A 13149-nucleotide genomic window follows, 5' to 3' on the forward strand; every position below is an offset into this window, starting at 1 on the left:
CCGAGCTGCGCACCGACCCTGGCGCCGGCAATTTCGAGAGCGGAAGCTGAGACGATTGAAACGATGAGGGCAAAATAAGCGAAGGACAAACGGCGCGCTCGAAGGGAATCCTGAAACGGTCAGGTCACCATACAAGCGGGCGATGGGTTTTCAAACAGACGTCTATCAGGAGAACAGCTTGACCTTCAGCCTTCGCGCGCCCGCGAAGGTCCATCGCAGTGTCAGTCGGCATAAATCAGCGAGCCGTCTTGACTGGGCGGGCGAAGGCGCGTCCGGCACGCGCGGCAGCAAGGCCAAAGCGCGCCCCTGATCCAAAGAGATAGCCGCCCTGGAGGGCAATGGCTGCGAGTACCATTCCTTTCAGGCTCTCGATCACGGTGAGATCGACCATCAAGCCGACCGGAATCGCGGCGAGCACGATGACGAAGGTCAACGGCAACAGCACCAGGACGCGAAAGCGTTGGCCCAGCACGGCACCTACGAGAAAATTGAAAATCAAAAACGCGGTCATCCGAAACACTCTCTGTGCTCCGGACCCTAGGTTCCCCCCCTAAAAAGACCCTTAAGTTGTATGGCTAAATTTGGCCTATTGGCTGCAATTTGCCAGCAGCGAATGATAGGCCTCCCGCAGTCCATTTAGGGCCACCGCACCTTTGATCTCGCTGTCGCTTTCCTTGACGACAACGGACAGTGAGGGGGTCGTCTGCCACTTTCCGGCGGCAAAGGCAGAGACCTCATCGGGCAACAGCACTGCGGCCCCCGCGGCCGCCATGCTGGCATCAAAGGTCAAAGTGCCGCCGCCGGCCGCGGCGATCGTGACCTTAGGATGGCTCCGCGGCGGGAAAGGCCGGATCAAGGCTACCAGCACGTTGACCTTGCCCTTCGGCGCGCAACGCACGATCAGGCCGGCGAAGTCCGGGTCGGACTGGCTGGTGTCCGCCGTCTTCATGATGGCGGCGAAGCTCTCGCCGTCCTTCGTCCCTTGGGTCCGGCTGAACTTCCAGACGGAGGAGGAGGCGGAGGAGGCGACCTCGACAACAGCCGGGCCGTGGCAGGTGGATCGGGCGCTCTCAGCGCAAGGTATTGTACCGTCCAATGGGCGATCAGCGGCGCCAAGGAGGGAACCTGCCAGCAGCGGGATCAGAAGGATGCCAGACACGGGGATTCCTGACTCTTAATAGCCCAGCCTTAGCAGAGGGCGGCGAGGCCAAGAAGCCTCGCGCTCGACACGCCTAGCCCTTGACTTGGGCGGTTTGCTCGTCAGCCGGGCACAGGAAATACAACAAATAGTCACAAAGGGTTAAACTAAGCCCCAAACAGTGGCTCGCACGCAACAGTAGCCGACTGATCGCACCGTTAACCACTAGGGAACCCTTGTCGCACCGCCCGCGCCGCCGTACCAATCGACGGTAATTGGGGTCTCTTGGGGCGCGATTCATGCATTCCTTTGCCAAAACTTATGTATTCAAGCCGGCATTTCTGGCGGCCGCTTTAGCGCTCGGAGCGTGTTCAACCAATCCAGGTTCGGGCCCGCTGACGGATGACGTCAACAATAAGATCCAGACCGAAAATGCGCCGGCCTATGAGCTGGTGCCGATCAATCCGGCTACGGTGAAGATTCTGCACACCCATGAGCCCAAGGGGCTCGCCGGGGCCTTCACGGACAAGCGGCCGCCGGCCAGCATCGTGTTCGGCATCGGCGACGTCGTCAGCGTTACCATCTTCGAAGCTGCCGCCGGTGGTCTGTTCATCCCGGCGGAAGCCGGCGTCCGTCCGGGTAACTTCGTGACGATCCCGGATCAATCGGTCGACAATGACGGCTTCATCACCGTGCCCTATGCCGGTCAGGTCAAGGCGGCGGGCCTCACAGCGGTTCAGATTCAGCGAGCCATCGTTGAAAAGATATCCAACCGCGCCATCGAGCCGCAGGTTGTGGTTGCGATGTCCTCGCAGCGGACCCAGCTCATCAGCGTGCTCGGCGAGGTCAATACGCCGGCGCGTTATCCGGCGAGCGCGGCGGGTGCGAAGGATCGCGTGCTCGATGCGATCACCCGCGCCGGCGGTATCAAGGGTCAGGGCTTCGAGACCTGGGTCATGCTGGAGCGTAGCGGACGGCGGGCTACCGTGCCGTTCGAAAATCTCGTGATGACGCCCGAGAACAACATCTATGTTCGCCCCGACGACAGCATCTATGTCTATCGCGAGCAGCAGAAGTTCCTGGCGTTCGGCGCCAGCGGCCAGAGCGGCGAGTTCAATTTCGATGCCTGGCGCATCAACCTCGGCGAAGCCGTCGGCAAGGCCGGAGGTCTCTTGGATGGCCAGGCCGATCCGGCTGCCGTGTATCTCTACCGTCGCGAGCCGCGCGAGGTTGCCGCCCAGCTCGGCATCGACGTGAGCAAGTACACGTCAGAAACGATCCCGGTCATCTTCGCGGTCAATTTCCGCGATCCGGGTGGCTTCTTCCTCGCCACCAAGGTCATGATGAAGAACCAGGACATCATCTACGTCTCGAACTCGCGCAACGTCGAAGTTGCCAAGTTCCTGAACTACCTGCGCGTGATCATGGCGACCGGCAGCGATGCCGTGAACCTCTCCAACGACGCCCTGATCTTCCGCAACAACATCAAGACGGCGCCGTAAGACGCCGACTTGATCGACCAAAACCGATGGCACCGGGGCTTTGTCCCGGTGCCATTTTCGTTTAGCAACCGAAGCGGTTCTGCTGCGGCTACGAGTTCGGGATTTGGATCAAGGCGCCACTGAGCACGTCGCGCCGGCCATCGGTCATCCCGCAGTGTTGCAAGGGGCTTCATGCGCTTTCGAGCATTCTGGCGTCTTCTGGCTCTCGTCCCTACTGCCGTCGGACTTGGACCGTTCGGGCAGGCCCTTGCTGCTGCAGGGGAGCTCGGCGTTCGCCATCGCATCGACGTGATAGTCTCCGCCGAACCCGATGCGCCGATCTTGTCGCGTCTTCGCGGGGAAAAGGGCGAGCTCTCATTCACGGTCCGGCTGTCGGCGAACTCCAAAGAGAGCCGGTTCTTCGGAATGTTGCGCCCGTCTTTCCCGGATATCGTCGTCCCCGACGGCTCGGGCAAGCCGCTGGTCCAACAGACCAAGCTATGGGAGGAGGATGTCTGCCATCAGCGCCGCGGCCTGCCGAAGGTCACCGTGACCCGGCTTGAGGGTCGGTTCGGCGAGGGTGAGGGGCGGATCGAGATTTCCGCCATCAACCGGCACATCGGCCTTCTGGTCCCGCCGGATGAAGTTAACCCCCGGAATAAAACTCGAGCCGGGGAGTGATAGTCTTGGGCTATTCTACGCCTTCCGGGCGCAGACCCGGAACAGCCGCCTCAACGTTGATCTGAAGATCTATCCGATTGATTGCTTCCTCTAGAAGCTAAAGCAAAGCTCGCTCCAGAACGACGATGCGCCTTTGGCCTCCCAACATAAGCTGGACCAGGATTCGCTGGTCGTGGAGCCTGCCCGCGACCTTCATCCTGTTCTTCGTGGTCGCCGGCGCGCCGTTTCCGTTCGGCTCGACCAACGATCTGTCGATCGCGTTCTGGTGCCTGTGCTTGGGAATCGCGGTGATGTTCGCACCGACGCGCGAGCTGCGAAGGCCGCATCTAGGGCTGCTCGCCGGCATCGCCGTGATCGTCGCCGCTTACGCGTTCGTGCTGCATGAGCAGCTCTCAGACCATCCCTTCCTCGCGCCATTCCAGCCGATCTGGAAGCAGGCGTCGGATCTGCTCGGCGTGCCGATCGCCCCGTCCGCTTCGATCGTGAAGAACGAGGCGTTCTTCGCGCTCGGCGCGCCGCTCGCCAACATTCTCGCCATCGTCCTCGGCATCACCGTCGGTGCCGATCGCGAGCGCGCGCGCCGCTTGCTGTGGGTGATCGCGATCTCGGGCGCGGCTTACGCGCTCTACGGCGTGCTCTCGTTCCTGATCGAGCCGACCATGATCCTGTGGCGGGACAAGACGGCCTATCTCGGCAGCGTCACCGGCACCTTCATCAACCGCAATACGGCGGCGGCCTATTTCGGCTCCTGCGCGGTGATCTGGATGCTGCTGATCCTGGAAGACGTCCGCCGCCGCCTGCCGGAGCGGCATATCGAATGGCGGCGCCTGTCGCTCGATCTGCGCACGATTCCGCCAAAGGAAATCCTGCCGCAGCTTGGCTGCCTCCTGATCTGCCTGATGGCGATGTTCATGACGGGATCGCGCGCCGGCGTCGGCCTGTCGCTGCTCGCGATGATCGTCTCGTTCACGCTCTTCCTCCGCAAAGACCTGCCGCGACGCACCGGCATCTGGATCTCGCTCGGCTCGGGCCTTGCCGTCGCGCTAGGCCTGCTGCAGCTGCTGGGCGGCCGCGTCTCGAGCCGGTTCGACAGCCAGGGCCTGGTCGACGAGGGCCGCGTCGAGGCCTGGAAATCCACGCTTCGAATCATCGCCGACAATCCCTTGTTCGGCACCGGCATGGGCACGTTCCAATGGGCCTTTCCGCCCTATCGCAGTGCCAACATCTCGATTCGCGGCATCTGGGATGCCGCGCATTCGACGCCGCTGGAGCTTGCCTCCGAGGTGGGCATTCCGATGGCGCTCTTGGTTGCGCTCGCCTGGGCGATCATGCTGCTGGTTCTGGCCAAGGGCGTGTTCGGACGGCGGCGCGATGCCATCATCCCGCTGACGGCCGCGGCCACCGCCACGCTGTCGCTGCTGCATTCGTGCCTCGACTTCACGCTCCAGGTGCCCGGCTACAGCATTCCATTCTTTGCGCTTTTCGGCGCCGGCCTGGCCCAATCCTTCTCGACCCGGGAGGGCAGCTCCGCAAGCGATGCCGTCGCTACCGGCGGGCGAGGCGAGGGCCGCACCTCAACCGCCGACACAACCGCGCGGCGAATGCCTCGGCTTCATAAAAGTGTCTAGATTTGAAGCAGTTGCGCTGTTTACGAAGTCTTTAGAATAAGTGGACAGCCCATTTCTCTTCGGATAGGTTCCGCAACTGCAAGCCATTGCCCGGGCCGAGGAAGCAAATCGGGGCAGCTGATTTTTTGGAGGTCTATTTATGAGCGTTATCAAGATTGCGCTTCGCATGGCTGCCGCCGCGGCCCTCGCCGTGACGATCACCTCGGCCGCAAGCGCCGCCGTTTATCCGCCGCAGCGCCAGCTGCCGGCCCAGATCATTTCCGAGTTCAAGGCTTCGCCCAACAGCCTGTTGCAGCAATATCCGACCGGCGGCCCGCAGCTGATCTCGCGCGTGCGCGACCTCGGCGCCTCCGATCCGACCACGCTCCCGGGCCTGATCGCGCTTCTGAAGGATCCCGCGACCACCAAGGACCAGATGCGCGCGATCGTCGGCGGCCTCGCCCAGGTCGCCCGCATGGCGGCGCAGAGCGATGCGGCTTTCGCCAATGAGATCCAGACCGCGATCGCCGGCATCGGCAACCCCGACGTGATCGCCGCCTACCAGGCCGCGACCGGCGACGTCGCGATCGCCGCGACCGGCGGCGGCGCAGGCGGCGGTGGCACCGGCGCGGGCGGGCCGACCGGAGCCGGCGGCTTCGCCAACGGCGGACAGGGCGGCAGCTTCGGCACCTTCGGCGGCCTGCACTATGCGACGACGGTGACGCCGCACGCGAGCAATGGCGTGACCGGCACCACCAACAGCGTCAGCCCGCGCCGCTGAGCGCAGACGAGCTTCAAGGAGCGGTCCAGCTGGACCGACCAACGACGGAACGGCGCTTCGCAGCGCCGTTTTGCGTTTCGCCCGTTAAGCTTCCGCACAAATTATAATGTGCGCACACCGCTGCGCTGCATCAATTGAGTTCAGCCGCGTTTCGCCGCGTGTTATATTCGCCCTCAACTACCGGTTCTTTCGAGTGCTTTTGCTCGCGTGACTTTCTCATCCCAATGCCATCCTCCAGAACCTTTCGCTGGACGATTTCAGGAATTGCACAATGCTGCAGGTGAATAAGCCGTCGTCGGAGATCAACCGCGACTACGCCTCGGTTGAAGGCTCTCCGGCCCAGACGCTCACCTCCTATCTCGACATTATCAGGCGCCAGTTCCCGACCATGGTCGCGATCGTCTCGGCCTGCGTGATCCTGGCGCTGCTCTATCTCTTCACCGCCGCGCCGCAGTTCACCTCGACCGCCTCGATGGTGATCGACACCCGCAAGGTGCAGCTGTTCCAGCAGCAGTCCGTGCTCGGCGACATCGCGGTCGACTCCGCGACGGTCGAGACCCAGGTCGAAATCCTGAAATCCGAGAACATCAGCCTTGCAGTGATCCGCGACCTGCATTTGATCGAGGATCCCGAGTTCACCGGCGCGGGTGGCGGCGTGTTAGGCGCGGTGATTGATTTCGTCGGGAATTTGTTCTCCGACGGGCATGCACCGTCCGAATTCGAGCTGACTTGCAAGGCGCTGGAGCGCTTTGAGAAGAACCGCACCATCAAGCGCCTCGGTCTCACCTACGTGATGGAAATCGGCTTCACGTCGTACGATCCGCAGAAGGCAGCCAAGATCGCCAACGCAATCGCCGATGCCTATATCGTCGACCAGCTCGAGGCGAAGTATCAGGCAACGCGCCGCGCCAGTGTCTGGCTGCAGGACCGCATCAAGGAGCTGCGCACCCAGGCCTCCGCCGCGCAGAAGGCTGTGGTCGACTTCAAGATCGCCAACAACATCGTCGACAGCGGCGGGCGGCTGATGAACGAGCAGCAGCTCGCCGAGGTCAACAGCCAGCTGGTGCTTGCGCATGCCTCGACTGCCGAAGCCAAGGCGCGTCTCGACCGCATCAACGACATCCTCAAGCAGGAGATTCCGGACGCCAGCGTCGCGGACGCGCTGAAGAACGACACCATCGTCAAGCTGCGTGGCCAGTATGTCGACATGGCCTCCAAGGAATTGATCTGGTCGATGAAATACGGCTCGGATCACCTTGCCGCAGTCAATCTCCGCCGGCAGATGGCGGAGATCAAGAAGAACATCATCGACGAGCTGAAGCGCATCCAGGAATCCTACAAGAGCGATTACGACATCGCGATCACGCGCGAGGAGGCCATCAAGTCGAGCCTAGCCAATGTCGTCTCGGAATTGCAGCTCACCAACCAGGCGCAGGTGCAGCTACGCGAGCTCGAGAGCAACGCGCAGTCCTACCAGGCGATGTATGACAATTTCCTGCAGCGCTATATGGAAAGCGTGCAGCAGCAGTCGTTCCCGATCACCGAGGCGCGCGTGATCAGCGCCGCGACCTCGCCGCTGAAGAAGAGCTACCCGAAGACGCTCATCATCCTGGCAGGCGTCTTGATGGGGGGAGTGATGCTGAGCTTCGGCGTCGCCATGGCGCGCGAATTCACCGACAAGGTATTCCGCACCACCTCTCAGGTGGAGGAGCAACTCGAGGCCAACTGCATCGCCATTCTGCCTGCACTCGACGGTGCGGCGGCCGGACTTACGAGCAAGTTTACGAAGCCGAAGAGCGACCCGCAGGCAAACCTTTTGCGCTATGTCGTTGACAACCCGCTCTCCCGCTTTGCCGAAGCCGTGCGCTCGCTGAAGGTGGCGGTCGACCTCAACTCGATCGTTCGCGAGAACCGCGTCCTGGCGGTGACGTCGACCTTGCCGAATGAGGGCAAGAGCACCCTCTCCACCAACCTTGCGCAGCTCATGGCACATTCGGGTGCCAGGGTGATTTTGGTCGATGCCGATTTGCGCAATCCCTCGCTGTCACGCGCACTACGGCCGGACGCGAAGGTCGGGTTGGTCGACCTGATCGCGCAGAAGGTGCAGCTTGAGGAAGCTATCAGCGTCGACCCGCAGACCGGCCTTGCGGTGCTGCCGGCCGGTACCACGTCGAAGCTCCTGCACACCAACGAGATCCTGGCCTCCAAGGCGATGCACGCCGTGATCAGCCTGCTCCGCGCGAGATATGATTACGTGGTGTTGGACATGCCGCCGATGGCCCCGGTGGTGGACGTGCGCGTGACTTCGCCGTTTGTCGATTCTTATGTGTTCGTCGTCGAGTGGGGTAAGACAAAGACAGACGTCGTGCGCCACAATCTGCGCAACGCACCGGAAATCCAGGACAAGCTGCTCGGCGTCGTTCTCAATAAGGCCGATACTAAGGCGCTTGCGCGCTACGAATCTTATCACGGCCGCTATTACTATCAGAAATACTACGCTCGCTATGGGTACGTGGAATAGTGTGCGGCCCGCCTTGCTGCTGCTTGGGGCCGCTGGGCTGTGGTGGTCCTCAATCGTGTTGCCGATCTTCCGCTCCGCTGCACCAGCGCGTGAGATCACCGAGCGCATCATGACCGATCAACGTTTCAAGGCCGGCACGCTGAGGCACGTACTCTTGCAGATGGAACGAGAGCCGCAGCGGCCAGTGGTGCAGTCCTCGTTTGTCCGAGCAAAAGCGCTCGTCGAACTTAGGGCCGCCGAGGAAGCGGTGGGGCGCAAATCTTCTGAGGAGGCAGACGCCGAGATAGCTGCCGCCGAGCAAACGGTGCACGCGTCGCTTGCGCTGAACCCCACGGATTCCTTTCTGTGGTTGATGCTCTACTCGGTACGAACGGCGCGCGAAGGTTTCGCTCCCGAGAACGTTCGCTATTTTGAGCAATCTTACAGTTCTGGACTGCACGAGGGATGGATCGTGCTTCGACGCAACCGGCTGGCGCTATCGGTTTTTCCAATGCTGACTACATCGATCCAAGCGCGTGTAGTTTCCGAATTTGCAGAGATGGTAGACTTAGGCTTTGTTGATGAAGCGGTAGTGAACCTTACCGACGTAGGTTGGCCGCATCGAGAGCGTTTGCTGGCTAGCTTAGAGCAAGTGGATATCGCGGCTCGCGAACTTCTGGCACGGCAGCTGTCACGCAATAGCGTTAAGGTCGTCGTACCTGGAATTGAAATGAAGGACAGACCTTGGTGAAGAAGCTTCTAGAGGCGGTAAATCGCCACATTAAGGTGGGGATAGCCACTTTTGCCTATTTGTCTGCAGGCCAAACCCTTGCCCAATCTCAAGCGGTTAGTGTGTCCCGATTAACGATGCAGGGTCCCGCTGAGCAATCTAGTTCGACTATTATTAGGGACGCGTTGAATTGCCCTTGCTTGGATGTAGAGGCTGCTGCGAGGGCGCATGTGACTAGCCCCGATGTGGTTGATCATGTCGTGAGCGTAAAGAACAATTGTTCTCGACTAATCAAGGTGAAAGTCTGTTACTTCAATTCACAAAACTGCAATTCGTTTGAGGTCGCAGGCTATAGGCGAGTCGACACTGTGCTTGGGACGATGACGGGCATAAAGGTCTTTAGATATACAATTTTCCAGCGCTAACCCATGAGACTTTATTCTTGAACCAACTCGAAACAATGGATCAGCAATCTCAATCTCCACGACATTCGAAGTCGGGATTGCTCGAAGGTAGTGTCACGGCTGTCATACCCACCTACAACTCGGAACGTACAATCGCGAGAGCCCTGCGGTCCGTATTTCAACAGAGCCACCGCGAACTGTCGAGAGTTGTTGTAGTGGATGACTGCTCGACGGACGGAACAGTCGACGTGCTTCAGGAGATAGCCGGCGAGTGTCCGAGACATCTGGAACTGAGGATAATTAGGAACGCTCAGAATTCGGGAGGAGGGTTTTGCCGGAATAGGGGTATCGATTCCTCGGAAACAGAGTTCGTAGCTTTGTTGGATGCCGACGACGAGTGGTTGCCGAACCATGTCTCAGCTTCGGTAGCTTGTCTTGTCGCCCGCGGGTTAGACTTCGTGTTTGGATCTCCGCAACAGTTCGCAAAAGGACCTCAGTACAGGTTTGCCTCATCACCCTTGGAGTTTATCTTTGTGCAAGGGGGGATGGCGCAAACGAGCAGCTTTGTATTTCGCAATCGGCCATTGCTCCGATTCGATGAGGCGCTGCTCAAGCATCAGGATTTCGATTTCATAATGAGTGCGTTCAGCAGTGGACTTGCAATCGACCAGCTTGGCGAATGCACAACTAAGTATCACGATTCCAGAGCAGTTCGTTCACGGGTCAGCAAGCAGCGACGGCCAAAGAGTTCGAGGCTCTTTCTTTTGAAATGGCGTAGACAAATGTCCGTTGATTCACGTCTGTGCTTCCTAATAAGGCACCATTTCTATAATAGAGACAGCATCAATTGGAGCATGGCAGCATGGGCCCTGGCTCGTGTTGCTCGATCAAAACTCGCGCCTTCGGTGAGGTTTCGGCTTTGTCGCAGCATTGTCAGGGCATTGGTTCTGCGGTGATGCTGCCTTAGGAAGGTTCGGTGCCTGATTGAGGCTGGGTCCTAGAGGTGGTGCAGGGATAGATCGTTAGAGGCAGAGCGGATCGATTGATGTTCACAGATTTTGCAGCGCTCTTGCTGGTTTCTCTTGTGCTCGCGGTATTCATAGTCTGTTGGGCAATATCGTGGGTGTCGCGGTCCCCGGCAACGAGGTACTGGCCACTGGACATTCATCTTCTGAACTCTTCGTTCTTCCTGCTCCTTGATTTTCAATTTTTGCTTGCATCGCAGTACGAGAGTTTTCGGATAGGCGAACAAACTTTGAACTGCAGCGATACGACCTTGCTAAGTTTCCAGTTCGCGAACGCAATCATATTTTGCGTCTATGCAGCCTTGTTGGAGACGTTAGTAACGCGGAAGAGTGCGACCAACAGTCGTCCCACAAGCCCTCACGGGCGCGTTGCGTCCGTTATATTGTTTCTTTTCATCGGCGGCGCGGTTTGTGGAATCTTGATGTGGAGCATTGTTGCGCTCGGAATCGGTGGCCTTCTCGAACTCGTTGGCGCTCGCCAGTATAGAAATGACTTTGTTTTTCTGATCTTGAATGCCTCTCCGTTCGTATTTGTGGCTTGCTTGTACGTGATCTTCTATTCAAGGTCTTTGGCCTTTAGCCTGATAGCAGTTTTCATTTCCGCGGGTGTCGCAATCCTCTCTGGAGGGCGCGGCAACATCGTTTCGGCTTTTCTCCTGTTGGTTTGCGCTTTTCTCGCTAATGGGCGTCCGCTCAATCCTTATCGGATGGCGGTGTTTGGCGTTCTACCCCTGATCCTGCTTCTCCAGGCATACACTACTTACATAAGATATGCGGGTTTTCAGAAGGTTGAGCGGGGGCAGGATATCTGGTTTGGAGAGGTGGTTGAGTCCGAAACGTTCGCGATTTGGAAGAGCGTATATGCGGTGTCAGAGATCGATTTTCGCCTTCCTTATCCGCTTTATAGTCTATCGGCGTCTCTTTTTTTTCCAGTGCCTAGGTCGATCGCTCCCTTCAAACCCGAGCCTCCGAGCACAGTTTTTACCAAAGTAATTAGCCCCGTTCGATTCGAGAATACTGGCTCTGAGATCACGCTCTCCGGAGTAGGTACGCTGATGGCGGAGCTAGGTTTTGCTGGTGCCATCTTGTTTGGAGCCGCTCTGGCGGCAGTTTCTGCCTTGCAGTATCGTCTGTCGATGAAGCACAATCGTCAAATACAAGCTTTTGTACTCTACTTTTTCGTGTTTTCCTTTTGGAGGTCCGATTTGTTTACGGCGTCCCGCGTGCTTTGGACTTTCCTTTTTGTCACCGGACTCTTTCTAGGCCTTCGATTGGCGTTATCTCTACTTGCGCCTCAATCATCTGAGCGTCTCGTTACGTAAGAAGCTCACCGACTCGTTATGTGAGCCGGAAAGATCGGTGTTGCGGGGTATCGAGCTGTCACTGACCACGCAATTTGCGGCACTTGGCAGGATCACAATCTTACTGCCTGTTAGCTTGCAGTCGCTGATGGTGTTACCAACGCCCCCAATCCGCGCGGCTGCGGCACTCGTGAGCCCTTCAATGCGGACTTTGTTGACCTTGTTCTTAGAAACCTCGCCTTGCTGCCTCGGTTCAAATGCGATTCCAACGGCTGCAGAGCTGCCTTGAAATGCCACATCGCTAACTCGATTGCGTAGAACCTTCGAGGCGCCGGTGTCGAAGGAGATAATGGCTCCTCGAGCTTGCTTACACAGGATCTTTCCTCCAGATAAAACGCAATCAGATGAAGGCCCAAATCTCACCACGGGTGCTGCTTTTGTAAACGCGTCCGCGTCAATGAAAAAATTGCGTACTTCACATCGTATGGCCGATTCTTGGATCGCAATAATTTGGTGGATCGGAGTTTCCGGGTCACCACTCATCGTGGCATGGAGCCCGTCGATGGTCACGTCCATTGAGTTGCATGCGAGTTCGATTGCGAGACGGTCAAACGTCAGGTGTATATTTGTCCAGTGACATTCCTGGAAGAGATTGCCATAGACACCGACTCGAGATCGAATCCAAAGGTTCGCGAACTTGCACCCCCTTGCAGCTGTATCACCGGTCCAGAATCCCTCGGATCGGATAGAGAGGTTCTGTAGACTGGAGTCGACGCACACAAAGCAGCTACTTGGGGGGCCGACACGGCGCCAGGGAACTTGCCCGTCTGCTGGCCCGACCACCAATGGTCCGGCGAACCTAATCGCACGATCGAGTCTAATTTCGTTGGGCCCAGATGCTATGACTCGACATATTGCCGTTAAGCTAGAAATCGAGACAATTGGTCGAGACCGGTCGAAATCCTGAGATCTAACGAATACTGTCTGCCCAGTATAATAGCGGCCAGTGGCATTGTTGACCGCTATAGTGCCATTCGATTGATCGGTAAGTTTTGCTTCATCGAACTCGATGGAATTCAGAAATTCCGGGTGGTAGTTGCCTGGCAGGATCACCGCCTGATCCATGAAGATCGTACTGTCTTTCCGGTCGTTATAGAGAAGGCTATTTGCTCCCTGGCCGATTACATTGACATTTGATCGCAGGAAAAGCGGTCGTGTGATTCTCCAGTACTTCCCTTGAGTGACGTCGCAGGCGGGTATTGAGACCACACCGCGGTTGACTGAAGCTTGGTCAATGGCTTTCTGAATGGCCTCGGTATCGTCGTGCCTTCCATCGCCCAGCGCGCCGAAACTCCTTATATCGAGCGGGCCTGCTTCAGTGGAAGAAGGCAGAAATGGTACGGCGCCCATAAAGCCAACGATTTGGCGCCGCGTGAATGCGAGCGATGACATCCAATATCCCTTTTGCGATGCAGGAATGATCTTGGAACACGGAAGAGAG

The 13149-nt window shown here is 58.4% G+C and carries 11 protein-coding genes; 8 read left to right on the forward strand and 3 right to left on the reverse strand.

Annotated features, from left to right (window positions below):
* Nucleotides 1-235: 235 nt before the first annotated feature.
* Both ACSKB8_RS42065 and ACSKB8_RS42070 read right to left on the reverse strand, forming a co-directional pair.
* Entirely contained in the window at nt 236-511 is a 276-nt protein-coding gene (locus ACSKB8_RS42065) for a hypothetical protein (RefSeq protein ID WP_438111228.1), read from the reverse strand.
* Nucleotides 512-586: 75 nt separating this feature from the next.
* Nucleotides 587-1159 carry a hypothetical protein gene (locus ACSKB8_RS42070; RefSeq protein ID WP_438111230.1) on the reverse strand — a complete coding sequence of 191 codons (573 nt, stop codon included), beginning with the start codon at nt 1157-1159 and terminating at the stop codon, nt 587-589.
* 278 nt (nt 1160-1437) lie between these two features.
* Here ACSKB8_RS42070 and ACSKB8_RS42075 point away from each other — a divergent pair, with 278 nt between their 5' ends.
* The 8 genes from ACSKB8_RS42075 to ACSKB8_RS42110 all read left to right on the forward strand — a co-directional run bounded on the left by ACSKB8_RS42075 (nt 1438) and on the right by ACSKB8_RS42110 (nt 11669).
* A complete protein-coding gene (locus tag ACSKB8_RS42075) occupies nt 1438-2640 on the forward strand; it encodes a polysaccharide biosynthesis/export family protein (RefSeq protein ID WP_438111232.1) in 1203 nt (400 codons plus the stop codon).
* 171 nt (nt 2641-2811) lie between these two features.
* Nucleotides 2812-3300: a hypothetical protein gene (locus ACSKB8_RS42080; RefSeq protein WP_438111233.1), complete on the forward strand. Its 489-nt coding sequence runs from the start codon at nt 2812-2814 to the stop codon at nt 3298-3300.
* A 125-nt stretch (nt 3301-3425) separates the two neighbouring features.
* Complete coding sequence (locus ACSKB8_RS42085) at nt 3426-4928, forward strand: O-antigen ligase family protein (protein WP_438111235.1); 1503 nt, start codon at nt 3426-3428, stop codon at nt 4926-4928.
* A gap of 139 nt (nt 4929-5067) precedes the next feature.
* Entirely contained in the window at nt 5068-5688 is a 621-nt protein-coding gene (locus ACSKB8_RS42090) for a hypothetical protein (protein WP_438111237.1), read from the forward strand.
* A gap of 271 nt (nt 5689-5959) precedes the next feature.
* Complete coding sequence (locus tag ACSKB8_RS42095; RefSeq protein ID WP_438111239.1) at nt 5960-8209, forward strand: polysaccharide biosynthesis tyrosine autokinase; 2250 nt, start codon at nt 5960-5962, stop codon at nt 8207-8209.
* Between the two features lie 13 nt (nt 8210-8222).
* Nucleotides 8223-8939, forward strand: coding sequence for a hypothetical protein (locus ACSKB8_RS42100; protein ID WP_438111241.1), 717 nt, complete (start codon nt 8223-8225; stop codon nt 8937-8939).
* Between the two features lie 439 nt (nt 8940-9378).
* Nucleotides 9379-10278, forward strand: coding sequence for a glycosyltransferase family 2 protein (locus ACSKB8_RS42105; protein WP_438111782.1), 900 nt, complete (start codon nt 9379-9381; stop codon nt 10276-10278).
* A gap of 89 nt (nt 10279-10367) precedes the next feature.
* Entirely contained in the window at nt 10368-11669 is a 1302-nt protein-coding gene (locus tag ACSKB8_RS42110) for a hypothetical protein (RefSeq protein ID WP_438111243.1), read from the forward strand.
* Here the strand turns inward: ACSKB8_RS42110 and ACSKB8_RS42115 are convergent.
* Nucleotides 11646-13100, reverse strand: a complete 1455-nt coding sequence (locus tag ACSKB8_RS42115) for a glycosyl hydrolase family 28-related protein (protein ID WP_438111244.1) — start codon at nt 13098-13100, stop codon at nt 11646-11648. The two genes, ACSKB8_RS42110 and ACSKB8_RS42115, sit on opposite strands and share 24 nt — an antisense overlap.
* Nucleotides 13101-13149: the final 49 nt, after the last annotated feature.

It is taken from the genome of Bradyrhizobium sp. BR 1432 (genome assembly GCF_051547705.1).
GTDB classification, from domain to species: Bacteria; Pseudomonadota; Alphaproteobacteria; order Rhizobiales; family Xanthobacteraceae; genus Bradyrhizobium; species Bradyrhizobium zhanjiangense.